Source organism: Nocardia sp. NPDC004718 (genome assembly GCF_053601535.1).
Genome location: NZ_JBSGCA010000027.1, coordinates 27,360 through 52,981, shown reverse-complemented (window position 1 = coordinate 52,981; position 25,622 = coordinate 27,360). Strand labels below are relative to the sequence as shown.

The window sequence follows — 25,622 nt, the reverse complement described above, 5'->3', positions numbered from 1 at the left end:
AGTGGACAGCCCGCCATGTCCCGAGGTCAGCCGCGTGTGTCCGCCGTCGGCTCGGACCGGTCGGACGGCCCTTTGATCTCGATGATCGGTAACCGGAGCGCGGCCGGAGCGTCGGCCGGGACCACGGGGTTGCGTGGCGGCACGGGGGCGATGCGCCGGTAGGGCGCGCCCGGCTCGGGACGCGGATCCGGCTCACCCTTGTTCGGCCAGAGGGCGGTGGCGCGCTCGGCCTGCGCGGTGATCGTGAGCGAAGGGTTCACCCCGAGATTGGCCGAGATGGTCGAACCGTCGATGACATGCAGTCCCCGGTACCCGTGCATCCGGTGGTAAGGATCGACCACCCCGGCGTCCGAGGAGTCACCGATGACGCAGCCGCCGATGAAATGCCCGGTCATCGGGATGTCGAACAGAGCGCTCCAACCGGCGCCCGGGATGCCGTCGATCTTGTCGGCGACCCGGTGGGCCACCTCGTGCCCGGCCGGAAGCCAGGTCGGATTCGGTTCGCCCACACCTTGTCTGGTGGTCATCTTGCGACCGAACAGACCGCGTTTGGTGTAGGTGGTGATGGAGTTGTCGACCGACTGCATCACCAGCAGCCCGATCATCTGTTCCGACCAGCCGCGCGGATTCTGGATGTGGAAGGCGTCGCGGCCGAGCTTGCGCATGGTTCGCGCCCACAGGCGCAGCTTCGATGTCCGCCCGTCGGGGTCGATCATGGCGGTGCCGATGAGGCCGATGGCGTTGCTGCCCTTGCCGTAGCGCACCGGCTCGATGTGGGTGTCTTCGTCCGGGTGGATCGAAGAGGTGATCGCCACCCCTTTGGTGAAGTCGGAGTCCTTGCGGCGGCTGCGTATCGAGAGCAGCTCCTCGGAGTTGGTGCGGGAGAGTTCGCCCAGACGCGGGGAGATATCCGGCAGAGAACCCCGGTCGCGGAGCCGGTGCAGCAGTCTCTGGGTGCCGAGCGCGGCCGCGGCGAAGACGACCTGCTCGGCGGTGAACTCGCGGCGCGCCCCGCGGACCCAGCGTCCGGTGCGGACGGTGGAGATCTGGTAGCCGCCGCCGGGCAGCGGACGCACATCGGTCACCGTGGTGAGCGGATGGACCGTCGCACCGGCCCGCTCCGCGAGGTAGAGATAATTTTTGACCAGGGTGTTCTTGGCGTTGTGGCGGCAGCCGGTCATGCACTCGCCGCAGTGCGTGCAGGTGTTGCGGGCGGGGCCCGCGCCGCCGAAGAACGGGTCGGGCACATCCTGACCGGGCCGCGCGCCGTTGCCGCCGAACAGGACGCCGACGGGGGTGCTGCGGTAGGTCGAGCCGACGCCCATCTCCTCGGCGATCTCGGCCAGTACGCGGTCCGACGGCGTGGTCGCGGGGTTGGTCGTCACGCCCAGCATCCGCTTGGCCTGGTCGTAGTGCGGAGCGAGCTCGTCCTTCCAGTCGGTGATGTGGGCCCACTGGCGGTCGCGGTAGAACTTGTCCGGCGGTTCGTAGAGGGTGTTCGCGTACACCAGCGAGCCGCCGCCGACGCCCGCGCCCGCCATGATGAAGGTGTCCTTCAGCAGCGTCAGCCGCTGGATGCCGAAGCAACCCAGGGCGGGGGCCCACAGGTACTTCTTCGCGTCCCAGGAGGTCGTGGCGAACTCGTCGTCGGCGAAACGCCGTCCCGCCTCGAGCACGCCGACCCGGTAGCCCTTCTCGGTGAGCCGCAGCGCGGTCACACTGCCGCCGAACCCGGAACCGACGACCACCACGTCGTAGTCGAACGTCATTTGATCTCCACCACTCGTCGAAAGTTGTTGCCGCAGAGAAGGTCGCGTCAAGAGACGCGCCTCGAGTCGTAGTCCGCGAAGTCGACCTTGCGCGTATGCCACCGATAGCTGGTGACGGTGCCCGGCCAGTTGTTCGTGATCCGCCCGGCCGCGTTGCGATACCAGCTCGAGCAGAAGTTCCACGGTGTGCGGTCGAGCCGCTGCTGCAGCCTGCGATCGAACCGGGCCTCGACATCGGGGCGCACTTCGAGCACGTGGCCCGGCCGCTCGGCGAGACGCTGGACGGCCCGGCGGATATAGCGGGCCTGGGATTCGATCATGTAGACGATCGAACCGACGCCGAGGTTGGTGTTGGGGCCGTAGACGAGGAACAGGTTCGGGTAACCGGGAACCGTGATGCCTTGGTAGGCCCGGGCCCCCTGCGACCACTCGTCGGCCAGCTTGCGCCCGCCTCGGCCGGAGATCCGCATCGGCCAGAGGAATTCGGTGCCCTTGAAGCCCGTGCCGTAGACCACCGCGTCCACCTCGTGCAGCGCGCCGTCGGCGGTGCGCACGCCCTCCGGGGTGATCTCGGCGATCGCGGTGGTCTCCACCGTTACGTTGGAGCGGGTGAGCGCGGGCAGGTAGTCGTTGGAGAACAGCGCCCGCTTGCAGCCGGCCGGATAGTCGGGGGTCAGCTCGGCCCGCAGGTCCGGATCCGCCACCTGGCGCTTCAGATGCCGCAGGCCGATCCGCGTCACCAGCTTGCGGATGACCGGCACGTCGACGATGCCCAGCGCGAGGAACTCGCAGAACAGCCAGAACGCGAACCGCTCGGTCAGGCGGGTGATCGGCAGGAGCCGGAAGGCGCGATGATGCCAGGCTTTGTACTCGACGTCCGGTTTCGGCATGATCCACGCGGCCGAACGCTGGAACAGCGTCAACTGCGCCACCGAGGGCGCGATCGCGGGCACGAACTGGACCGCGCTCGCGCCGGTGCCGATGACCGCCACCCGCTTGCCGGTCAGGTCGGCTTCGTGATCCCACTCGGCGGAGTGGAAGGCCGTGCCGCGGAAGGTCTCCACACCGGGGATGTTCGGCAGCGCGGGCCGCGAGAGCTGCCCGACCGCGGAGATCAGCACATCGCAGGTCAGCTCGGCGCCGTCGGCGGTGCGCACGGTCCACCGTCCGGTGGCGTCGTCGAACTCGGCCTCGGTGACCTCGGTGCGGAAGCGGATCTTGGGCAGCAGATCGTGCTCGCGAGCGATCCCGCGCAGGTAGGCGAGGATGTCCGGCTGCCGGGAGAACCGCTTCGGCCAGTCGGTGCGCGGCGCGTAGGAGTAGGAATACAGCGGCGAGGGGATGTCGCAACCCGCGCCGGGGTAGGTGTTCTCCCGCCAGACGCCGCCGACGTCCTCGGCCCGCTCCAGGATCTGGAAATCGTGCAGGCCCGCACGCTGGAGTTCCATCGCCATGCCGAGCCCCCCGAAACCGGTGCCGATGATGACGATCGAAGGTGTGCTCATGACGACAACGCTATGACCTGGACAAAGACCGATGCCAAACACCTGAGGTCAGAAAATCCATACTTTCGGCCAATCGGCGTCCGAACCCTACCCGCGGCTCATCCGTTGGGGAGGATCACCGCGCGCCCGCTGATCTTCCCTTCGTGCGGCTGACTGGTAGGCGAGCGGCGGCCCGGATGGTTCGATACCGCAGCGCCTTCATCGCCACGCCTACTGGAAGGAGCTCACGTTGTTCACCTGGTTCGCCTGCGTGTACCCGCTCAGCACGTACTCGCAGCTGAAACCGCCGGAACTGTCCCAGGTGATCGGGGTCGACTCGGTGCCGACATCGGTGATCCACAGGATGTAGATCTCGTGCCCCGCCTCGTACTCGGAGCTGGTCTGTCCGGGGGCGAGAATGAACAGCGATTTGGGCTGGTCCCATTCCTGCCGGTAAACCGAAACGTACATGTCCGTGTCGTTGTACAGCTTGTACCAGCCGGGCGAACTCTTCTGCGCGGGCGGCTGCTCGGTCGGTGCGGACAAAGACACGATCTTCCGCTTGGCTCCCATGCCGGTATCGGTCATCGGTCGTCTCCCTTCAGGTCGTGCGCTCGACAGCAATCGATGGCGCGAACCTCGTTCGCCCGGTGCAGCATATGAATTCGCGGCCGTGCGTTCCCTCACCTCTTTCGGATGAATTACTCCCGCATCGAGGAGCGGAGACGGCGATCTGGATACAGCTGCGGGAATCCGCTCCGATATGGAGCCGTTTCTGCTGTACTTGCTGTCGGCGATTCGCCTTGGACGACGACTACGAGATCAGCGCAGCGTCACGGGCGGTGTCGAGCCCGGTAGCGGTGCGCTCACACAGTGAGGACGAGACCATGGCCGAAAAGACTGCCACGACTTACCAGATCATCAACTACGAGACGGGCCAAGCACTCGCGGTCGACGGCACCGCGGACAGCGTGACCATGCGCCAGCGTGCCGCCGACGACGACGCGCAGCTGTGGACCTGTCCGGCCAATCCCGAAGAGGGCGATTTCGGCATCGTCAACAAGAAAACGGGCGGCCATCTCGCGGCGATCCGTGCGAATGGGCACCTGGTGTGCAGCGAGGAGCATTACGGATGGGACCTGCCGGATTTCCCGGAGATTTCTCCGATCGCGACCAGCGACGACGAATTCGTCGTCGGGGTGATCCAGAACAATCGACCGCAGCTGTTGATCAACCGGGAAAGCGACCGGGAGAAGTGGATTTTCCGGAAGGTGTGAGCGTTCGCGGATCGGCTGCCGCCCGCTATTTCGTTGCGAGACCGAACCGTTCGGCGAATTCCGACATCTTGTCGCGCTGCTCTTCGGCGCTCGCCGTGGTCAGGTTGACCACGATCCGGGTCACACCGTGTTCTTCGAGTTGCCCGACCTGCTCGGCCGACAGATCGGACGAGCCCCAGCGCGTGTACTCCAAGGCGGCCGGGTCACGGCCCGCTTCCGCGGCCGCCTTGCGCGCCACCTCGATCTGCAGATCGCGCTCGGCCTCCTCCAGCATTCCGCCCGCGAAGTAGCCGTTGCCGCGCAGTCCGGCGCGGCGGGCGGCAGCCCGGCTCGATCCGCCGACGTGGATCGGAAGTCCGGCCGCCGCGAGCGGCTTCGGGTAACTGCAGAGAGCGTCGAAGTCGAAGAACTCGCCGTGATAGCCGACGCCGTCGGGACCGCCCGACCACAGCAGCCGCAGCACGTCGATCGCCTCGTCGGCGCGTCGACCGCGGGTGTGGAAGTCCACCCCGACCGCCTGCGCCTCGCCGGGCATGGCCCCGATTCCGACGGTGAGCAGCCGCATGCGGCCCTTGGACAAGACATCGATGGTGGCCAGGCGCTTGGCGAGCACCACGGGATGGCGGTACGGCAGCAACAGGACACCGGTGCCGAGCAGCAGTCGTCGCGTGGCCGCGGCGACGAAGCCCAGACAGTCGAGTGGATCGAAGTAGGGCAGTGTCGCGGGCAGTTCTCCAGCGCCGTAGGACGCGCCGGGGTACAACGCGATGTGATCCTGCACGTACAGGGCCTCGAAACCGCATTCCTCGGCATGCTGGGCAAACCTGATGAGCCGATCGGGGTCGGTCCCGTTGAACGGCGTGCTGTAACTGATCGCGAATTTCACAGACATCCCTTCGTATGCGCGCCGGCGCGAATCCAGCGGCGGAGCATCTCGGATGGAGAGCGGAGCCGGTGTGGTCCCGCATCGCCGTACTCGCGATCTCCGCACCACACCGGCGTCGCAACGGTAGACCTTGCCGCCGACGTCAACGCAAGTCGAGCGTGGCGGGATCAAACCAGGTACCGGTCGGCCACCTTCGCGATCTCGTCCAGGGCGTGCAGTGTTTCAGATTCCGGAAGGGTCGGCAGGCCGAAGAGCAACCGCTGCACTCCGGCCTCGGCATAGCCCGCGATCAGGGCAGGATCCGTCGCGACGAATGCGACCGTGACCGGCAGGTCGTGCCCGTGGAGCCGGGACAGCTGAGCGGGGATTTCGGCGGGATCGGTCACGGCGGCGGGGATCCAGCCGACGCCGTGGCGGATCGCGCGTTCCGCCGCCGCCTCCGCGCCGCCGAGGAAGATCGGCGGATGCGGCTGCTGCACGGGTTTCGGCCAGGCGTACATCGGCTCGAAATCCAGGAACCTGCCGTGGAATTCGGCGAGTTCGTCGGTCCAGATCGCCCGGATGGCGGTGAGTTGCTCGTCCAGCAGTGCGCCGCGGGTGCGCGGATCGGTGCCGTGATCGGCCATCTCCTCGCGATTCCAGCCCGTGCCGACGCCGAAGACGAAGCGTCCGCCGGAGATCAGGTCGAGCGTCGCGACCTCCTTGGCGGTGTGGATGACGTCGCGCTGGATCAGCAGGGTAACGCCGGTTCCGAGGATCAGCCGCTCGGTGACGGCTGCGACGGCGGCGAGGGCGACGAACGGATCCACCGCGCGGTAGTACGGCCGCGGCAGCTCGCCGCCGCCCGGGGCGGGGGACCTGCGGCTCGCGGGGATATGGGAGTGCTCGGCCAAGAACATCGACTCGAACCCCCGCTCCTCCAGTGCCACACCGAGTTTCGGACCGCTGATCCCTTCGTCGGTGACGAAGGTGGTGATGCCTATCTTCATGAGCCCTATGCTCGAACCTTCACATCTATGTGATGGTCAACCCGGGTCGGTATGAGGTGGAACACATATGCGTATCGGAGAACTGTCCGAGCGAACCGGCACGTCTCGGCGACTGCTGCGCTACTACGAAGAGCAGGGCTTGATCGCCGCGCAGCGCTGTGACAACGGCTATCGCACCTACGACGAGCGTCTGGTGGACCGCGTTCGCCAGATCCGGGGACTGCTCGACGCCGGCCTGCCCACCCGCATCATCAAACAGATCCTGCCCTGTCTCGACCAGCCTTGCTCCATCATGTTCGACGAGGCGACGCCGGAAATGCTCACCCTGCTCGAGGACGAACTGACCCGCATGTCCCGGCGCATCGACTGCCTCACCCGCAACCGGGAGGCCATCGCCGAATACCTCGACGCGGTGCGCACACACACGAGTCGCCTCCAGCGGTCTCGGGATCTGCACGCGACCGAATCCTGACTCGCTGCGGCGTGTTCGGCCCGGCACCGAGCAGAAGGCCGACGGCTTGGTCGGCCGACGGCGAATTGCGTAGTTCCGACGGTGGCTGGAAACTTCCGTCTGAAGCGCACAGCAGGCGAATCGCGTCCGGGTCACCGGCTGGCGGCGAGCGCCGCGAGGGTTTCGGCCGATGTGTACGCCGGTTTCCAGCCGAGATGCTGCTTCGCGCGGTTGGTGTCCATGACGACGGGCGTGCGCACGATGTGCAACCACTCGAGGGTGGCGGGCACGAAAGGGAGATAGGTGAGGGCCGTCGAGGTCGCCGTGGCGGCGAAGGCGGGGACGCGCACCGGTCTGCCGCCCAGCGCGGTCACCACGTCGGACAGGCTGAGGGTGTCGTCGCCCGCGATGTTGTACGCGCCTGGCGGGGCGTCCGCGGTGGCGGCCAGTGCGATGGCGGCGGCCATGTCGTCGTGGTGGACGAGTTGCAGGGGGTGTCCAGGGTCGGGAACGATCGGCTTGAACAGCGGATTGGCTCGGGCCAGAGCGCGCACGGGGCCGGGAAGTTTCGCCCACGGTAGGTCGTGCAGGGCCGGTGCCTTCGGACCCGCCACGATGCACGGCCTCAGCACGAACACCTCGAGGTCGGAGCCCGCCGTGATCTCGGTGAGCGCGGCTTCGCAGGAGGCCTTCTGCTGGGAGTAGTAGTGCTCGGTCGAGCCCTCCGGCGGAACGTCCTCGGTGAGGGGCGAAGGATTGTCCGGGTGGTAGCCGTAGGCGGCGACCGAGGAGGTGTAGACGAGGCGGCGGGCTCGTTCGGCGGCCACCGTCGCCTCGAAGACGTTGCGGGTGCCCTCGAGATTGACGCGTGCGCTGTCCTGCCGTGAGCCCATGATCACGAATGCCAGGTGGATCACCACCTCGGCGTCGGCGACCAAGGCGTCCACGGCGGCGCGGTCGAGGATGTCGCCGCGCCGGTACTCGGTCTTCGTCCAGCCGTGCGCGGCGGGGTCGAAGGGGCGGCGGGCCATGCCGAGGATCCGGCCCACCGCCGGGTCGCGTTCGAGTGTGGTGACGGCGGAGATGCCGATCTCACCGGTCGGTCCGGTGACGGCGACGGTAATACCCATGGGGGCGGAATTCCCCTGTCGCCATGGGCGAAACGGTGCTCAGTCGGGCGGCTCCACCGCGCCCGCCTCCTCGTTGCGGTCTTCATCCCGCGGGGTTTCGTAGGTTTCGAGGTCCAGGTCGTCGGGGTGGGAGGTATCGGTCTGGTCGCCCAGTTCGGGTGCCTTCTTGTTTCCGGGTTCGGTCACGTTCGTGGCCTACCCACCGATGTCGTCTTCACGCGCGGTGCGATATCGGAATCCACCCGAGAGCTTGGAGTCGCCGTACGGCCGGCACCGAGGACGCGCATCCTCTCCGCACACCACCAGCGCGGTGCCGTCGATCCCGAGCAAGCATCGCGCGCGCCCGAGGTGTCAGAGGGTGAGTAGGACCTTTGTGGCGCGGCGCTGATCCATCGCGCGGTAGCCTTCGGCGGCTTCCTCGAGGGGCAGGGTGCGGTCGAAGACCTCACCGGGATGGATGTCGCCGCGGAGGATGAGGTCGACCAATTCGGGCAGGAAGCGGCGCACAGGTGCGGGTCCGCCGTGCAGGTGCACACCGGAGAAGAACAGTTCCATGCCGTCGAGCGCGACGTCGTGGCTCACCCCGACATAACCGACGTGTCCGCCGGGGCGCGTCGACCGGATGGCCTGTTCCATCGATTCCTGGGTCCCGACGGCTTCGACGACCGAGTGCGCCCCCAGGCCACCGGTGAGTTCCTTGATCCGGGCCACACCGGCGTCACCGCGTTCGGCGACGATATCGGTGGCGCCGAACTTGCGGGCCAAAGCCTGGCGGTCGGCGTGGCGGCTCATGACGATGACGCGGTCCGCGCCCAGCTGCCCGGCGGCCAGTACGGCCAGCAACCCGACCGCGCCGTCCCCGACGACCGCGACGGTCTTGCCGGGACCCGCCTCGGCGGCCACGGCGGCGAACCACCCGGTGCCGAGCACGTCGGACGCCGCGAGCAGGTGCGGGATCTGCTCGGGCGTGGGGTTGGCGGGGACCACGACGAGGGTGCCGTCGGCCAGCGGGATCCGGGCCCGCTCGGCCTGGGTGCCGATCATGCCGATCGGTACGTTGCGCACGCAGCGGCTCTGATAGCCGGCGCGGCAGATCTCGCAGGTGTTGTCGGAGGCGAAGAAGGAACCGACGACGAAGTCGCCGACTTTCAGGGTCCTCACTTCCGGCCCGATCTCGGTGACCACGCCGATGTATTCGTGGCCCATCGGGGTGGGTCCCCTCAGCTTCTCGATGCCGCGGTAGGGCCACAGGTCCGACCCGCAGATACAGGTCGCGGCGATGCGGATGACCGCGTCGGTGGACTCCACGATCCTCGGGTCCTCCCGCTGCTCGACGCGCACGTCACCGGGGGCGTGCATGACGACTCCGCGCATGATTCGGTCCTCCTTCACAAGCGATGTCCGTTGTCGATCGGCTCGGCGCCGGGATACCGCTGACGGCTCGGCTCACACCTCGGCGACCAGATGCCTTTGTCGAAGTGGCAATGGCCGGTCGACCCCCGGACCGGGCCGGTCTCCCGCCGGGGCCGCACCGTCGTGTCCCCGGACTGCGCCGCTCCGAAGTGGCCGCGCCGGCCGGGGCGACCTCGCCCGCGCCGCCGGGAGCCGAAGATAGGCCCCAGCCTGATCGGCGCGATTATCGCCGGATCACCGGCGCGATCCGCATACTCAGCGCTCGCAGGCGATTTCGCCGACCGCTGTTCGGGTGCGTGCGTAAGTGACGACTTCGTCCGCGTAGGCCGAGGCGTCCGGTCCCGTGGTGCACTGTTGGAAGCGGCGTATGGCCTCATCGAGGCGCGGTCCTGGTCCGCGGTCGGCGAGGAGGACGACGATCGCTTCCCAGGTCCGGATGCCCGGACCGGGTTGGGAGAATAACTCGTCGAGGTAGTGATCGGCTTCCAGCAGCCGTAGCGCTCTGCGAGCGTAGGCATGCACGCGGCGGGGAAGTTGGCCGCGGATGGCGTCGATGTCGGATTGCAACGCCTGCCGGCCCGGTTGGGCTGGGTCGAGCCGCAGGATCCACGGCGTGGTCAGTTCATCGGACAGCGAGCGAGTGTCGATCAGGTCGGGGCCGGTGGCCGATTCCAGCGGTACATGGGGCAGGCCCAGTCGGGTGTTCCGCCAGTTGCAGTACTCCCACCACGGGGTGGGGGTGGCCTTCAAGGTCAGCCCGAAGCCGAGGACCTGTTGTCCGTCGGTCCATGTGCGGGTCACGCGGGTACGGCCGACGGACGCGACGCCGCGGCCCTCGACTCGTGTCCAGGTGGGCTCGATGCCGTGGAACCCATACGGCTGTAGCAGTTTTCCTGTTTCGCGCAGCAAGCGGCGCAGTGCCGTATCGGGGTTGACCATGCCCGGCAGATTAATCGCGACATCCGACACGACGGCAGCCCCCGGGGAGTGCCCTCGGTATGAACCGCCCTAAAGGGCGCGTGAGCCGATTGTGGTCGGTCACAGCATTTACGCATACTACCCACTGGTAATGAGAGGCGTCACACTCCGATGGCGGTCCAGAAGTTAGCTGGTCTACAGATGGGTGAAACACGTTGGCGGGCAGCATAAAAACGCCGTTACGTTACTTCATGTTCTGGCCGCGATGCGGTAGGGGGAGTTCGCGTATTAAATACCGATAGGTTGGTATTTCTTCCCGCTCGTCCAGCGGATGAATGCCGCATGAACTGCACGGTTTCCAAAAGCGGGCACTTTATTGTGTCGAGCGGTGACAGGTGACGTAAATCCACTGCGCTCGCCCGGCTGTCAAATCGTCTGGGACAGTGCGTTTGCCGACGTGGTTCCCGTGGTGTGTGGCTTTGTTTCCGGAAACATAGTCGAGGAAGTTGTCTGAAAAATTGCCTTCCGGCGAAACATGCTTTTCTGCAACGGGTTTCGGATTGCAGCCCGCATAGTGCGGGTGTACAGATTGTGAGAACGCGGGACGGTGTCGTGGCGCGCCGCACGGGAAGGCGAGCGGTTCGAATCGACAGTCCCGTTCGCGGATATCGGAGGGCGAGTGGGCGCGGAATCTGCGGGTGCGAAAACCTGCGATGAACTGTGTATATCCGGTTTCGAACGGGCCGCTGGCCGTCGATCGGCACAGATGTTCGGCGCCGGTGGAAAGGTCTGGCGCGCGACGAAGGAGGCGCTGAATGAATGAATTCGATGCCCTGACCGAACGAGTTCTCACGATGTTCTCGCGTGGTCTGCACGTGGTCGAAATAGCACCGGACACACCGTTGCTGGATTATGGCTTGGACTCGGTTCGGTCGGTGGAGTTGGTGATCGAGCTCGAGCGGGAGTTCGGCATCGCGATCTCCGACGAGGAGGCGGCCATGCTGCACACCGCGCGCGATGTGATCGCGTGCGTTGCGGCGAAGACAACCCGTACGCGGCGCACCCGGGCCGAGGCGTGCGCGTGACCACGGGCGCGGGGTGGCAGGAACAATTGCCGCGTACCGGATCCGACTCGTTCGGCGATTTCGCCGACTACAACCGACCCGGCCTGGCCGGATTGCTGCGAGCCTGCCACCTGGACGTGATGTACACCGCCGCGGAGGGCGACCATCTCGTCCGCGCGGACGGGACCCGGGTGCTGGATCTCGTCGGCGGCTTCGGCGCGGCATTGTTCGGTCACAACCATCCGGCGCTGGTACGTGCCGCGACCGCGACACTGAACCAGCAGGTGCCATTCGTGGCGCAGGGCAGTGTCCGGCCGGGCGCCGCGCGGTTGGCGCGGCGGCTTTCCGAGTCGGTCGGTGCGTCTACCGGCCGGGAGTACGTGGTGACATTGGGTTCCACCGGAGCCGACGCGGTCGAGGCGGCGATCCGGCACGCGGCGGTCGCGCACGCGCGCGCCCTCAGCGAACTGGACGCCGAGCTACGGCGGACGCTGCGCCGGCTGCGCCGCGACCGCTTGCACGATGTGCGCCCGTCCACGCCCGCCGGGGACGCCGAATCGCGGACCGCCGCGGTCGTGCTCACCGAATCGCTGGGCCGGATCGCGCGGCTGCGTGGGCGCGGGCCGGTGTTCGTGTCGCTCGCGGGCGCGTTCCACGGAAAGAGTGCCGGCGCCTTCGCGCTGACCGAACAGGCCGATACCCCGGCCGACCTGGTGGTGCCCGGCCCGCCGCGGTGGCGGCTCGGCACCTGGGCGCCGGACGAGGTGGCCGGCGCGTTCGCCGACGAGCTGTGCACCGTGGGTGTCATCAGCTTCGGCGCCGACGGCGCGCCCGTGCGCACGTGGCGGCGGTTGTCGCCCGTCGCGGCGGTGTTCGCCGAGCCCGTCCAAGGTGAAGGCGGTGTGCGGGAGGTTCCCGCCGACACCCTGCGCGCCCTGCGGGAACTCGCGGATCGGCACACCGCGGCGCTGGTCTTCGACGAGATCCAGTGCGGCATGGGCCGGACCGGCACGTTCCTGGCGTCGGCTCCCTCGGGTGTGCGCGCGGACTACTACCTGATGTCGAAATCGCTCGGCGGCGGACTGGTGAAGATCGCCGCGCTGCTGGTGGACCGTGCGCACGCCGTGAGCGACTTCGGTCGCTACCACACCTCCACCTTCGCCGACGACGAGCTGTCGGCGACGGTCGCCGACGCGGCGCTGGACCTGTTGCGCGACAACCAACTCCGGATCAGCGATGCGGGAGCGCGATTGCGGTCGCAGCTGGACGAGGTGGCCCGCCGCTGGCCGCGAGAAATCGTGGCGGTGCGTGGGCGCGGGCTCCTGCAGGGCGTGCAGCTGCGGGCGCCGGAGCCGGAATCGGCGCTGCTGCGCGAGATCTGCGCGCCCGACATGTTCGGCTACGTGGTCGCCGGATACCTCCTGCACCGGCACGCGATCCGCGTGCTGCCCACCCTCTCGGCACCGACCACCCTGCGCGTCCAGCCCTCGGCGTTCATCACCCAAGGCGACATGGCGCGGCTGGCGGCGGCGCTGGACGACGTCGCGGCACTGCTGCACCGTGGGCGATACGACGTACTGCTGGCGCACTTGGCCGCTCCCGTCACCACGAAGCCCACGGTGACGGAGCGGGCTCCGTTGCCACGGCGCGCCGATATGCCACCGCCGCGCGACCCGCACGCGCCGACCAAGGTGGCGTTCCTGGCGAACCTGCCCGAGACGGCCGACCTGCGCAGGCTGGCCCCCGAGCTGGATGGCTGGAGCGACTCGGAATTCGCCGCCTTGCTCGACCGTCTGCGCCCCGTCGCCGATCCCTTCGAACTGACCAGGCGGACGATCTCCTCGCCCACCGGCGCCGAGGCCGAGATGATGGTGTTCGCGCTGCCGCTGACCGCCGAACAGATCGTGGCGCATCAGCGTGCCGGCGAGCGGACCTACGTGCGCGAACTGGTGTGGCACGCGGTAGAGCAGGCGATCGCGGCCGGAGCCACGGTGATCGGGCTCGGCGGCTACACCTCGATCGTCACCGATGCCGCACGCGAGGTGACGGAGGACGCCGTTACGGTCACCTCCGGCAATTCGCTCACCGCGGCCTGCGCCTACGAGGTGCTCAGCGCCGAACTGGCCGCGCTGCCGCCGGGGCAGCGGCGGGTCGGCATCCTCGGCGCACTCGGCAACATCGGCGCGGTCATGGCCGAACTACTCGCTCCGCTGGCCGATTCGCTGGTCCTGGTGGGCAGGCCGGGCGCGGGGACGCGCTTGCGCCGGGTGGCCGCCGGGCTGCCCGGCGAGGTGGTCGTGAGCGAGGACCTGGCCGCACTGCGTGACTGCCGGGTGGTCGTGACCGCCACCAACTCGGCGCGGCCGCTGATCACCGCGCGACATCTCGCCGCGCACCACCCGGTGCTCGTCTGCGATCTGGCCGTACCGGGCGACGTGGACCCGGCGGTCGCCGAGCATCCGCATCTCACCCTGGTCGACGGCGGCCGCATGGCGCTGCCGCTCGGCCAGACCCCGTCCCTACCCGAAACCGGGCTGCCCGCCGGAATCGTCTACGCGTGCATGGCCGAAACGCTGCTGCTCGGCTTCGAGCCGCGCACCGCGAGCCCGTCCTATGGCGCGCTCACCGTGGCCGGTGTCCGCGCGGCACGAAGTCTGGCCGCTCGTCACGACCTGCGCCCGGTTCTGCTGCCGACAGGAGCCACCACCGTGATCACTCCGACTACCGCGTCCGCCCCGATGTTCCTGGGCGCGGCCGATTTCGCCGCCGCTCGGGCGGGCGGCAAGGCCGCCACTCTGCACGAGTTGCTGACCGATGGATTCGCCGTCCCAGCCGGTTTCGTCGTGCCCGCTGACCTGGACCTCGACGGCGTCGGCGACGACGATCTGTCCGGCTGGGTACGGGCCATCGGCGGGTTCCCGGTGGCCGTGCGCTCCAGCGGCGTCCTCGAGGATCTCGACGACGCCAGTTTCGCGGGCCAGTACGAGTCCTATCTGGACATCGCGGACACGGACGCGCTGCGGACGCACATCGAACGGTGCCGCGCCTCGGTACGCAACGAGCGGGTGCGGGCGTATCTGTCCCGCCGCGGCATGGCCGACGCCGAGGCGACGGTGGCCGTCCTGGTGCAGCGCATGGTCGAGGCACGTTGCGCCGGGGTCGGTTTCAGCATCGATGTGCTCACCGGCATCGAGGAGCACGCGGTGCTGGAGACCTGTCACGGCGTGGGCGAGCGATTGGTCTCCGGGCAGGTCACCCCCACTCGCTACACACTGCGGCTGTCCGACGGCGGCGTGGTCGCGCGCGAGGCGGGCGACGAGGACGTCCGGCTCGACGGCGCCGACACCGAAGCACTGGCGGCGCTATTGCTCGCGGTGCAGGCCCGCAGGCATCGGCCGCAGGACATCGAATGGGCGATCGATGGCGACGGCGCACTGTGGCTGCTGCAGTCGCGTGCGGTCACCGCGATCAGCTGGCGCACCGACATCGACCAGTTCTCCGATGCGGACCTGCGCGACGGCGGCGTCTCGGCCCGTGTGTGCACACCCATGATGTTCTCGCTGTACGACAACGCCTTCCAGTACTCGATGCAGCGATTCTTCGAGGGTCTGGGCCTGGCCGCGGCGGGCGAAGAGCCGGACTGGATGGCGATGTACTACGGCCGGGCCTATTGGAACGTGAGCGCGGTGAAGCAGTGCTTCCAGCGCATACCCGGCTTCGACGAACAGCACTTCGACGACGACCTGGGCGTCCTCAACGAGTACGGCCCCGAGGGGCCGATCCGCACGCCGAACACGCCGCTGACCATCGCCCGCGCGCTGCCCGTCGCGCTGGCGGTGCAGCGCAGCTATCGCGAACAGCTCGCCGCCGTCGACGCGTTCGCCGAGAGCTGGCCCGCCAAGTACGCGGCGTGGCGCGAGCGGGTGCGCGCGCTGCCCCGGACCGACCGGGCGACCTTCGCCGCCGACCTCGCCGACTGCCTGCTCACCCTGCACGCGACGACCGAGCGCACCTACTTCACGACGATCTATCACAACTCGAGCGTGCAGACCGACTTCAAACAGCTGCTGGACAAGGTCGACGCGGCCACCGGCGCGACCAGCTCCGCCATCGACCTGATGGGTGGTCTCGCCGAGATCAGCCACATGGCGCTGCAACGCGGGATCGTCGAATTACACCGTGTCGCACGAGCATTCGGCATGGACCGCCCGGAGTGGGAGGTGGCGCTCGCGGCCTTCCTCGCCGAGCAGGGCTTCCACGCCGACGCCGAACTCGACCTCACCTGCCCGCGCTGGTCGGAGGACCCGCAGCGGGTGCGATCGATGATCGCGGTGATGCTCGAACACGGCACCGCGCCTGCCGACCCGGCGGCCACGCTGGTGGAGCAGCGCAAGCGCTACGAGTCCGAGTCGGCGGCGGTCCGAGCCCGGGTCCGGGCTCGTCCGACGACACGGGTGCGCTACGCCAAGGCGCTGGACAAGCAGATCGACCGGATGCGCCGCTACCTCGTGGCCAGGGAACGGATGCGGGAATTCTCGTCGCAGTGCTACGCCGTCGTGCGCGCCTACGTGGTGGAGGCGGGCACGCGCTTGACCGCCGCGGGCGCGCTCGAGCACGCCGACGACGCGTTCCAGCTGACCATCCACGAGCTCACCGACTTGGTCGCGGGCCGCGCGGACGCGGCGGACCTCGCGCCCGTGATCGCCTACCGCCGCGCGATGTACGCGGCCTATCGCGATCTCACGCCGCCGCACGAACTCGGTGGCGGGGTGACCGTGGCCGCGGTGCGCGCCGTCGCCGACGGCGACCTGTCCGGCCTCGGATGCAGTCCCGGTGTCGCCGAGGGAACGGCGCGGGTGATCACCGCGCTCACCGACATCGACCAATTGCGCGACGGCGACATCCTCGTCACGAGATTCACCGACCCGGGTTGGACTCCCGCGCTGGGCTTGGTGGCGGGTGTGGTGACCGAGGTGGGCGGCATGCTGTCGCACGCCGCCGTGATCGGACGCGAGTACGGCATCCCCGCCGTACTGAATGTGGCGGGTGCCACGAGTGTCGTGCGATCGGGTCAGCGGATCCGAATCGACGGCAGCGCGGGAGTGGTGCGGATCCTGGACGCGGACTCCGTCGCGGCCCCCGTGAGCGGCGAACCGTCCCCGGATCACCGGCGGGCGGACGTCGCTGCTCGCGCACGACCGGAGGAGGACTCACCGCCGCCCCCGGCTCTCCCCGAAACCTCCACGGAGGTGGCAGATCCTGTCGCATCGCCTCACGTGACGCGCGGCTCCGGAAAGGACACGACACTGACCGCACGTAAACGCCTGATCTGTCTCGCAGGCGGTGACGGCTCGGGCAAGACCACCCAGGTGGCGAGAATCGCCGCGGAATTCGAGGCGCAGGGCCACAGTGTCGCAGCGGTGACGATCTGGGACGCCTTCCTCGACCCGAAGGTCTCCTCGAAACTCCCTTGGGGGAGTCCCGCGGAGATCTACGGCTACCTCCAGTTGCTCACCCCGCTCAGCCGCGCGCACTTCCTGTTCCACGCCATGCAGCTGGCACTGGACCTGGCCGCCGAGCGTGGCGCGGACATCGTGCTCGCGAACGCGTATTGGTACAAGTACTACGCCACCGAAGTCGCTCACGGCGGCGACCCGGCCGTCCTGCGCAGCCTGGCGGCGGGGTTCCCGGAACCCGATCGCACCTTCTACCTCGCGGTGCGGCCGCAGGACGCGCTGAGCCGCAAACGATTGCGCAGCGACTACGAGAGCGGCTACGGCGACGAGGAGTCGTTCCTGGCCTTCCAGCAGCGCAGCCACGAGGCGCTCGACGCGCTGTCGGACGAGTTGGGCTGGATCCGGCTCGACGGCACGGCGACGCAGGCCGAGATCACCAGCGCGGTGCTGACCCAGTTGCGCGAGGACGACCGATGAGCGGCTCGTACACCCGCCGGGTGGCCCTGGTCGGCATCGACGGCGCGGGCAAGTCCTCGGTGCTGGCCGCGCTCCGCGCGCTGGCGGTGCGGACCGACGCCGGTGGGTTCGCGTCGATGACCTGCCCCGATTTCCACGACACCCGCGACGTTCCGCTCGCCGATCTGTCCCGGCAGCTGCGGGCCTTCAGCGTCGGCTGTGACGAGATCGGCGACGTCGCGATGAAGGCCACCGCGATGTATTTGCAGATGACCCTGTTCGGGCCGGTGGAACAGCACTTCCTGCGCACCTGGGAACCGGATGTGCTCGTGTGCGAACGGCATCCGCTGATCGAACTGCTCGTCTACGGTCCGCTGTACGTGGCGCTGGCGGGCACGGACGGGCGTTGCCGCGCGCGACAGGACGAGATCGCGGCGGTGCTCGAACGGCATCGACCGGGCACGTTCGCCGACATCCTCGCGTGGCAGCACGCCCAGGCCGAACGGCTGGGCAGCTCGCCTGACCCGTGGCTGCTGCTGTCGGAGATCGCGGAATTGGTCGGTCGCGACATCGCAGGCGCGGTATCCGGCTTCGGCGAACGGTTCCGCACCACGCTGCCGGACGCGGTGCTGTGGCTCGACGCACCGCCCGGCCAGGCCGCGGCCCGCTGTGCGCGGCGGTCGGCACACGGGCCGGTCGAGGCCCATGAGACCGCCGAGCGGCTGACCACCCTGCGTTCGGGATACGAGCGGGTGCGCGAGACCCTCGCGACCGCGTTCCCGGAAGTGGCGTTTCACCGCATCGACACCGGCGACGACGTCGACCTCGAGGAATCGGTGCGCGCCTGCGTGACGGAAGGGAAGTTGCTCGGATGAGTGCACGTGACGACATCGGCTCGGCCGACCTGGAGGCGCGGGTCCGCGCGATCGTCGGCGAGGTGCTGTGGGTGCCCGCGACCGATCTGGATCCGGCGGCACCGCTGATCGACTACGGACTCGATTCGCCGACCGCCATCGAACTGACCATTCAGCTCGAACAGGAGTTCTCCGTGAGCATTCCGGAAGACGTCGCCGTCCGGCTGACCACGGTCGAGACGATCGTGCGCTATGTCGAGGACCAGCCATGACCGCGTCATCAGGGACACTGCGCCCGCAACACCCGAGCATCGTGCACGCGCTGCTGTCCGGCGGCGACCGAGGTAAGGCGGCGGCGTCGACGGTGATCCTGGCCGAGCGCGCCGCTGACCGGCACGACGACGAAATCCACTGGCGCCACGATGATCTGGTGAGCGCTGCGGGCCGCGCCGCGGCGGGCCTGGCCGCCGACGGCGTGCGCCGGGGCGACCGCGTGTTGCTGTGCCTGCCCACCTCGGCGGAGTTCGTCACGGCCTTCTTCGGCGCACTGTCGCTCGGCGCGGTGCCCACCGCCATCGCCACGCCGGGTGGCTTCGGGACCGCCGAAATCTTCCTGGACCGGTTCACCCGGCTGCTGGCCTATCTGGAACCGGCGGCCGTGGTGAGCACTGCGGCGGTGCTCACCACGTTGCCCGTGCCCGTGCCCGTGCCCGTGCCCGCGTCGGTGGCGACGATCGACGCCTCGGCACTGCATGCGCTGGCCGGCACACCGGGCGCTCCCGCGCTCGCGCCCCACTTGCCCGCACCGGAGGATCTCGCGTTCATCCAAGCCACCTCCGGCTCGACCGGCACGCCAAAGGGGGTTCAGGTCACCCACGCGAATCTGGCCGCCAACTGCGAGCAGATCGCCCGCGCCGCCGCGATCGGACCCGGCGACACCTGGGTGGGCTGGCTGCCGCTGCACCACGACATGGGGCTGATCGGCGGGTTCCTCACACCGCTGTTCCGTGGCATCGACGCGGTGCTGATCCCGCCCAACCGGTTTCTGCGCCACCCGGCCGATTGGCTGCGCGCGGTGCACAGGCATCGCGGAACCCTCGCCGCCGCACCGAATTTCGCGTACGGATACGCCGCTGCGCGCATCGCCGACGGTGAACTCGACGGGGTGGATCTGTCCGCATGGCGGTTCCTGTTCTGCGGAGCCGAACCGATCCATCCGCCCACGGTGCGGCGGTTCGTCGACCGGTTCGGCCGCTGGGGGCTGCCTCCCGACGCGCTCGTACCGTGCTACGGGTTGGCCGAGGCATCGCTCGCGGTGACGGTGTCCGATCCGCGGGCGCCGATCGCGTTCGACTCGGTCTCCCGGCGCGGACTGGCCGAAGACGGCGTCGCGGTGGATGTCCCGGCCGGTGACGGCGACGCGCTCGACATCGTCGACTGCGGAGCGCCCGTGGCGGGCACCGAAATTCGCGTGGTGGACGAGCACGGAACGCCGTGCGGCGCGAACGTGCTCGGCCGGGTGCAATTTCGTGGGCCGTCCACCACGCCTGGCTACTTCCGGTTGCCCGAAGCCACCGCCGCCACCCGGACGCAGGGCTGGTGGGACACCGGTGACATCGGCTACCTGCGCGACGGGCGGTTGCGGATCACCGGGCGACGCAAAGACCTGATCATCATCCGCGGCGCGAACTACCTGCCCACCGACTTCGAGATCGCCGCCGAGCAGGTGCCGGGAGTGCGGCCGGGCGGCGTGGTCGCGCTGGGACGAACCGATGCCGACGCCGGATCGGAGGAGTTGCACTTGATCGTCGAATCCGCCGTGGCGCGGACGGAGCACGACGCGCTGGCCCGTGCGGTACGCGCGGCGGTGAGCAAACGCACCGGCGTGCTGGCGGCCGGTGTGCGGATCGTCGCGCCGCGCAGCATCCCGAAGACCACCAGCGGCAAAGTCCAGCGCGGCGCGGCGCGGCGCCTGCTGGACGGCGACGCGGACGAACTGGTCGGCGCCGTGCGCGGGGGAGACGTGGCGCGGTGACACCGACGACCGGGACCGGCGAGCGCCGCCTCGACGGCCCGTCCCCCAGGCATCCCTTGGGCGTCTACGCCCGGTACCGGACCGACCCGCTCGGTCTGTTCTACGAGTCCGCGCTCCACTACGGCAGCGTCCGGCTGCGCCTGGCGCACCAGCACGTGCACCTGCTGGTCGAACCCGAGCACATCGAGCAAGTGTTGGTCACCCGTGCGGGGCGCTACGAGAAGGGGATCAGCTACCGAAGCCTGAACCATTTGCTCGGTCCCGGCTTGCTGACCAGCGGCGGCGAGCTGTGGAAACGTCAGCGCGCCCTGATCAAACCGGCTTTCACGCGCCGTCATGTGGAGTCCGAGATCCCGCTGATGGTCGCGTGCGGACAGCGGATGCGCACCCGCTTGGACGCCCGCGCCGCCGGCGGCGCGGCCTTCGACCTGGTGCCCGAGCTGATGGGATTCGCCGCCGACGTGGTGTGCCGCGCGGTACTCGGCGCGGACCTCGACGGCGTGCTTCCGCAGATCGAAGACGACGTGCGCCAGGGCGTTTCATGGGTCATGCGGCATATGGCCGCGCCGATCCAGCTGCCGCCACGACTCCCGACTCCGGGTAACCGGCGGCTGTGGGCAGTGCGACGCCGGTTGCACCACGTGGTCGACGAGGTGATCGGCAGGCACCGGCGAACCGACGACGACGCCGGGTCACTGCTCGCCCGGCTGCTCGCCGCCCGCGACGACGCTGGACACGCGATGGACGACGCGCAGCTGCGGCACGAGGTGCTGACCTTCTTGCTCGCCGGTCACGAAACCACCGGAGCGGCGCTGGCCTGGACGATCTACGAACTGGGCCGCAACCCCGCCGTGCTCGACCGGGTGCGCGCCGAGATCGACGCACTGCCGGACGCGCCGGACGACCCGGACGCGGTGCGGGCCGCGCTGCCCCGCCTGGAGTACACCGGCCGCGTGATCGATGAGGCGATGCGCCTGCATCCGCCGGCTTGGGCGTTCAGCCGTACCGCGCTCGAGCCGGACCATTTCGACCGGTTCGACCTGCGACCCGGTGCGATCGTCGTGATCAGCCCGTTCGTCAACCATCGCCTGCCCCGGTTCTGGGACGCGCCGCTGACCTTCGATCCCGACCGGTTCACCAAGGAGCGGAACCGGGCGCGCCCGCCGTTCCGGTACTTCCCCTTCGGCTGGGGCGCGCATCTGTGCGTCGGCCAGCAGATGGCGCTGATCGAGATCCGGGTGGGTCTGGCGATGGTGCTGTCGCGCTACGACATCGAATTGGTGAACGGGATGCGGGTGCGCGAGCACCCCGAGATCTCCAACACCCCCGACCCGGTCCTGGTGCGGTTGACCCGGCGCGAGCGCGCCGTCCCGGCGACCCGGACCAGACAGGAGGCCGCACGATGACCAGTGCCACCACCGGCGCGATACTGCGCGCCGAAACCCTCGCGGCGGACCCGGCGGTCGCGGCGCACGCCGGAGCCAAGGCCGCCAACCTCGCCGGACTGCAGGCCGCCGGATATCGCGTGCCGCCGTTCGCGGTGCTGGGCACCGATACGTGCGCGCGGCTGCTGGCTCCGTCCGCCGATGCCATCGCGGAACTGCTTGCCGAACTCGATCCGGCCGATCCGGCCGCCTTGCGGTCGGTCTCGTCCCGGATCCGCGCCCTCGTCGAGGGACGCCCCCTGCCCGGCGACGTCGCCGCCGAACTCGACGCCGTGGTCGCCGAGCTGGCCGCCGCCGGTCCGGCTGCCGCGGGCGAGGTGCGCTTCGCCGTGCGATCGTCGGTACGCGGGGAGGATTCGGCGACCGACTCCTTCGCCGGACAGCTCGACACCGTGCTGAACGTCGGGGCCGCTGATCTGCCCGCCGCGATCGGGACGGTACTCGCCTCCGCGTGGTCGGAGCGCACGCTGTTCTACCGGGCGCGCCGCGGTCTCGACAATGCGCCGGTCGCCTGCGCCGTGGTGGTGCAAGTACTGCTCGACAGTGCCGTCTCAGGGGTGGTGTTCAGCTGCAATCCGCAGAGCGGTGATCCCTCCGAAGCCGTGGTCGCGGCCGCGCTCGGGCTGGGCGAAGGCGTGGTGGCGGGCACGGTGGACTGCGATACCTACTTCGTCGACCGCGGCACCGGCGCCATCACCTCACGGGTGGTCGCCGACAAGCGCAGCCGCGTCGCACCCTCGCCGAACGGCGCGGGCACCACGGTCGAAGAACTCGCCGACCCGCTGACCGTGGCTGCGCTGTCGGACACGGAGATCCAGGAGTTGGCCGAGGTGGCGGGCGCACTCGCGGACCGCTTCGGCGCACCGCAGGATGTCGAGTTCGCCTACACGCAGGACGGGCGGTTGCACCTGTTGCAGGCGAGACCGGTCACGGCGACCGGCGCACGCGAGACGGTCTTCGACAACGTCAATGTCGCGGAGTCGTATCCGGGGCTGTCGAGCCCGCTGACGTTCTCGGTGCTGCGTACCGCCTATGAGCGGGTCTTCCGCGCGTGTCACCGCGATTTCGGCGCCACCGCGCGGATCGTCGAGCGCAACGCCGCCGATCTGTATCCGTACCTGGTCGGCACCGCGCGCGGCCGAATCTACTACAACATCAGCAACTGGTACCGCCTGTTCCTCGAGATCCCCGGCATGGAATTCGCCATCGAAGGCTGGGAGGCCGCGCTCAATATCGAGAACCGATACCAGCGACCGCCTGCGCCGGCCCGTGGCGTCGCCCGGCTGCGCGCGATCGCGCTTCGTCTGCGTGTCTTCGCGATCATCCTGCTCGGCTGGCTGCGACTGCCACGGCGACTGCGCACGTTCTTCACGGCGCTGGCGGCGGCCACCACAGACCTCGAACGCAGGCTGGCCGAGGACCGGCCGGAGCGCGACCGCGACGCACACGCGTTGCTGGCGTGGACCGAACGCTTCTTCGACGAACTCGTGCCCGCCTACTCGGTGCAGATCTTCAACGATTTCCTCGCCCAGCAGATGTTCCATGTGGTCGGACTGCAGTTGCGCCGCGCCGGCCTCGCCGAGGAAGCGGCGCTCACCCTGCGCAACGAATTGTTCTGCGGCGAGGACGGTGTCGACAGCGTCGATCCGGTGCGGTCGGCACTGGCACTGACCGCGCGGGTGCGCGCCGACTCGGCGTTGCGTGCGCTGTTCGACGGTCCTTCCACCGCGCGGCAAGTGTGGGCGGCCCTGTCGGAAGACCGGTTCGCGACCTTCCGCGCGGCGTGCCTGCGCCACATCGCCGAGTTCGGCGACCGTACGGTGGACGAACTCAAGCTGGAGACCGATCCGCTCGGCGAGCATCCCGAACGACTGGTGCCCATGCTGCGGAATTACCTGCGTGGCGGGCAGAACGCCGATGACATGATCGCGCGTGAGCAGGCGATCCGGTGTGCGGCCGAGCGGACGGCGGCCGAACTGTTCGCAGGTGAAGGCGTGCGGCGGTGGGTTTTCCGGCTCGCGCTCCGGCTCGCCCGCGAACACGTGAAGCAGCGCGAGAACATGCGACTGGGCCGCAGCCGTGCCTTCGGTCTCCTCAAGCGGGTGTTCCGGGAGTACGGCAGGCGGCTGCACGCCGACGGCCTGGTGGGTGATCCGCGCGACGTCTTCTGGCTCACCTACGAGGAGATCGCGGCCCTCACCCGCGGAACGGCGGTGGACACCGACATCAGGCGTACCGTCGCCCTCCGCAAGGCGGATTACGACCGCTGGCAGGCTCAGCGCCTGCCCTCCCGCATCGTCACGACCGGGATCGCCGCGTCGGGAATCAGCGATCCGGCACTGGAGCAACCGGGCCCGGACGCTGCCGAGGGAGCGCGCGTACTGCACGGAATCGGTTGCGCCCCGGGGCGCGTCGAGGCTCCCGCGCTGGTCCTGGACACCCCGGATCCGGACGTCGCGATCGACGGGCAGATCCTCGTCGCCGCGACCACCGACCCGGGCTGGGTGTTCCTCATGGTCGCCGCGGGCGGCCTGGTCAGCGAACGAGGCAGCCTGCTCTCCCACACCGCCATCATCGGACGCGAACTCGGCATCCCCACGGTCGTCGGCGTGCCCGGAGTCACCCGCCTGATCGGAAACGGTGACGTCCTGGTGCTGGACGGCCGCGCGGGAACCGTGACCCTCGGGCAGGAGCGACGACCATGACCGCACCCGATCTGGCCCACGGCGAAAATTTCAGCCTGGAGCACTATCTCGACCCCGCCGCGCACACGTTCGACCAGCGCTTCGCGGAATTCCGGCCCTACGCGCAGCACGCGCGCGGCAGCGGGTTCGTGTTGCGAGAAGTGGCCGGGCCGTCCGGCGCGGTCGTCCAGGTGCGCGATCCGGCGACCGGCGCGACCGACGAGCTGATCATGCTCGGGTCCAACAACTACCTCGGCCTGGGCAACGAACCGAGCATCGTCGAGGCCGCCATCGCCGCCATTCGCGAATACGGCGTGGGACACGGCGGCCCGCCCTTGCTCAACGGCACCACCACTTTGCACCGGCGGCTCGAGGAACGGCTGGCCGAACTGAAGGGCTGCGAGTCTGCCATGGTCTTCTCCTCGGGCTACGCGGCCAATGTCGGCTGGGTGACCGGCCTGCTGCGCAGAGGCGATGTGTTGCTCTACGACGAACAGAACCATGCCAGCCTGTACGACGGCATCCAGCTCGGCCGGGTGCGCTCGATGGCCTTCGCACACAACGATGTACGCCATCTGCGCCACCGGCTGATGCAGATCCGCTGGCGCAATCCAGGCGCGAACGTGGTGGTGGCCGTCGAGGGCGTGTACTCGATGGACGGCGACATCGCACCGCTGCCGGAGATCCGCGCGCTGTGCGACGCCTTCGGCGCGTGGCTGGCGGTGGACGACGCGCACGGCACCGGAGTACTCGGCGCGCGCGGGCACGGCACCGCCGAGCATTTCGGGCTCGGTCCGGGATCGGTGGAGCTGACCATGGGCACGTTCTCGAAGGTCTTCGCGGGCACCGGCGGCTTCGTCACCGGGTCGCGAGACCTGGTGGACACGCTGCGCTTCTTCGCCCGCTCCTACATGTTCTCCGCCGCGCTCGCCCCCTCGGTGGTCGCGGCGGTGCTCGCCGGAATCGACTTCCTGGCCGCGCATCCCGAACGCGTGGCGCGACTGCACGACAACGTCGGCTACTTCGTGCGCGGGCTGCGCGCGATGGGTTTCGCCGTCGACCCGCAGACCGCGATCATCCCGCTGCTCGTACCACAGCGTCTCGCCGTCGCCGATGTGGTCACCGCTCTGCATCGGGAGGGTGTGTTCGTCAACGGCGTCGAATTCCCGGCCGTGCCCCGCGACCAGCAGCGCCTGCGGATCAGCATGATGGCCACGCTCACCCGCGACCACCTCGACCGCGCACTGGACCGCATCGACACCGTCGCCCGCCGCTTCGGCTTCCATCCCGAACAGGAAGGGATCGCTTGAC

19 protein-coding genes are annotated in these 25,622 nt (G+C 69.0%); 10 read left to right on the top strand and 9 right to left on the bottom strand.

Annotated features, from left to right (window positions below):
- Positions 1-26 precede the first annotated feature (26 nt).
- From ACWEH3_RS21250 to ACWEH3_RS21240, 3 genes are all read right to left on the bottom strand, one after another.
- A complete protein-coding gene (locus ACWEH3_RS21250; RefSeq protein WP_450015702.1) occupies positions 27-1,769 on the bottom strand; it encodes an FAD-dependent oxidoreductase in 1,743 nt (580 codons plus the stop codon).
- Positions 1,770-1,816: 47 nt separating this feature from the next.
- Entirely contained in the window at positions 1,817-3,274 is a 1,458-nt protein-coding gene (locus ACWEH3_RS21245; protein ID WP_450015704.1) for a flavin-containing monooxygenase, read from the bottom strand.
- 210 nt (positions 3,275-3,484) lie between these two features.
- A complete protein-coding gene (locus ACWEH3_RS21240) occupies positions 3,485-3,841 on the bottom strand; it encodes a hypothetical protein (RefSeq protein WP_356961745.1) in 357 nt (118 codons plus the stop codon).
- 299 nt (positions 3,842-4,140) lie between these two features.
- Here ACWEH3_RS21240 and ACWEH3_RS21235 point away from each other — a divergent pair, with 299 nt between their 5' ends.
- Positions 4,141-4,530 (top strand): RICIN domain-containing protein, encoded by a 390-nt coding sequence (locus ACWEH3_RS21235; RefSeq protein WP_450015706.1) that lies wholly within the window; start codon positions 4,141-4,143, stop codon positions 4,528-4,530.
- A gap of 25 nt (positions 4,531-4,555) precedes the next feature.
- Here ACWEH3_RS21235 and ACWEH3_RS21230 read toward each other — a convergent pair whose 3' ends face one another.
- A complete protein-coding gene (locus ACWEH3_RS21230) occupies positions 4,556-5,422 on the bottom strand; it encodes a TIGR03619 family F420-dependent LLM class oxidoreductase (RefSeq protein WP_452358373.1) in 867 nt (288 codons plus the stop codon).
- Between the two features lie 161 nt (positions 5,423-5,583).
- Complete coding sequence (locus tag ACWEH3_RS21225) at positions 5,584-6,405, bottom strand: TIGR03619 family F420-dependent LLM class oxidoreductase (RefSeq protein WP_450015710.1); 822 nt, start codon at positions 6,403-6,405, stop codon at positions 5,584-5,586.
- A 67-nt stretch (positions 6,406-6,472) separates the two neighbouring features.
- Between ACWEH3_RS21225 and ACWEH3_RS21220 the strand changes: the two genes are divergently transcribed.
- Complete coding sequence (locus tag ACWEH3_RS21220) at positions 6,473-6,877, top strand: MerR family transcriptional regulator (RefSeq protein WP_450015712.1); 405 nt, start codon at positions 6,473-6,475, stop codon at positions 6,875-6,877.
- A 131-nt stretch (positions 6,878-7,008) separates the two neighbouring features.
- Here ACWEH3_RS21220 and ACWEH3_RS21215 read toward each other — a convergent pair whose 3' ends face one another.
- The 4 genes from ACWEH3_RS21215 to ACWEH3_RS21200 all read right to left on the bottom strand — a co-directional run bounded on the left by ACWEH3_RS21215 (position 7,009) and on the right by ACWEH3_RS21200 (position 10,338).
- Positions 7,009-7,986 carry an NAD-dependent epimerase/dehydratase family protein gene (locus tag ACWEH3_RS21215; protein WP_450015714.1) on the bottom strand — a complete coding sequence of 326 codons (978 nt, stop codon included), beginning with the start codon at positions 7,984-7,986 and terminating at the stop codon, positions 7,009-7,011.
- Positions 7,987-8,025: 39 nt separating this feature from the next.
- On the bottom strand, positions 8,026-8,172 hold the full coding sequence (locus ACWEH3_RS21210; RefSeq protein WP_355070689.1) for a hypothetical protein: 147 nt from the start codon (positions 8,170-8,172) through the stop codon (positions 8,026-8,028).
- A 165-nt stretch (positions 8,173-8,337) separates the two neighbouring features.
- Positions 8,338-9,360 (bottom strand): zinc-dependent alcohol dehydrogenase family protein, encoded by a 1,023-nt coding sequence (locus ACWEH3_RS21205; RefSeq protein WP_450015716.1) that lies wholly within the window; start codon positions 9,358-9,360, stop codon positions 8,338-8,340.
- Between the two features lie 294 nt (positions 9,361-9,654).
- Positions 9,655-10,338 (bottom strand): hypothetical protein, encoded by a 684-nt coding sequence (locus ACWEH3_RS21200; RefSeq protein ID WP_450015718.1) that lies wholly within the window; start codon positions 10,336-10,338, stop codon positions 9,655-9,657.
- A gap of 794 nt (positions 10,339-11,132) precedes the next feature.
- Between ACWEH3_RS21200 and ACWEH3_RS21195 the strand changes: the two genes are divergently transcribed.
- From ACWEH3_RS21195 to ACWEH3_RS21160, 8 genes are read left to right on the top strand one after another with little or no spacing between them, the layout of a single operon-like run.
- Positions 11,133-11,402, top strand: coding sequence for an acyl carrier protein (locus tag ACWEH3_RS21195; RefSeq protein WP_450015720.1), 270 nt, complete (start codon positions 11,133-11,135; stop codon positions 11,400-11,402).
- Complete coding sequence (locus ACWEH3_RS21190; RefSeq protein WP_450015722.1) at positions 11,399-17,314, top strand: aminotransferase class III-fold pyridoxal phosphate-dependent enzyme; 5,916 nt, start codon at positions 11,399-11,401, stop codon at positions 17,312-17,314. Before ACWEH3_RS21195 ends, ACWEH3_RS21190 begins: the two co-directional genes overlap by 4 nt.
- Positions 17,311-18,168, top strand: a complete 858-nt coding sequence (locus ACWEH3_RS21185) for a hypothetical protein (protein ID WP_450015724.1) — start codon at positions 17,311-17,313, stop codon at positions 18,166-18,168. The genes ACWEH3_RS21190 and ACWEH3_RS21185 overlap by 4 nt, the downstream gene beginning before the upstream one ends.
- Positions 18,165-18,419 carry an acyl carrier protein gene (locus tag ACWEH3_RS21180; protein WP_450015726.1) on the top strand — a complete coding sequence of 85 codons (255 nt, stop codon included), beginning with the start codon at positions 18,165-18,167 and terminating at the stop codon, positions 18,417-18,419. The genes ACWEH3_RS21185 and ACWEH3_RS21180 overlap by 4 nt, the downstream gene beginning before the upstream one ends.
- Positions 18,416-20,182, top strand: coding sequence for an AMP-binding protein (locus ACWEH3_RS21175; RefSeq protein WP_450015728.1), 1,767 nt, complete (start codon positions 18,416-18,418; stop codon positions 20,180-20,182). Before ACWEH3_RS21180 ends, ACWEH3_RS21175 begins: the two co-directional genes overlap by 4 nt.
- The gene (locus tag ACWEH3_RS21170) at positions 20,179-21,588 is read left to right on the top strand and encodes a cytochrome P450 (protein ID WP_450015730.1); all 1,410 of its coding nucleotides are present in this window, start codon (positions 20,179-20,181) and stop codon (positions 21,586-21,588) included. The genes ACWEH3_RS21175 and ACWEH3_RS21170 overlap by 4 nt, the downstream gene beginning before the upstream one ends.
- Positions 21,585-24,332, top strand: coding sequence for a PEP/pyruvate-binding domain-containing protein (locus tag ACWEH3_RS21165; RefSeq protein WP_450015732.1), 2,748 nt, complete (start codon positions 21,585-21,587; stop codon positions 24,330-24,332). Before ACWEH3_RS21170 ends, ACWEH3_RS21165 begins: the two co-directional genes overlap by 4 nt.
- Positions 24,329-25,621: an aminotransferase class I/II-fold pyridoxal phosphate-dependent enzyme gene (locus tag ACWEH3_RS21160; RefSeq protein WP_450015734.1), complete on the top strand. Its 1,293-nt coding sequence runs from the start codon at positions 24,329-24,331 to the stop codon at positions 25,619-25,621. Before ACWEH3_RS21165 ends, ACWEH3_RS21160 begins: the two co-directional genes overlap by 4 nt.
- Position 25,622: the final 1 nt, after the last annotated feature.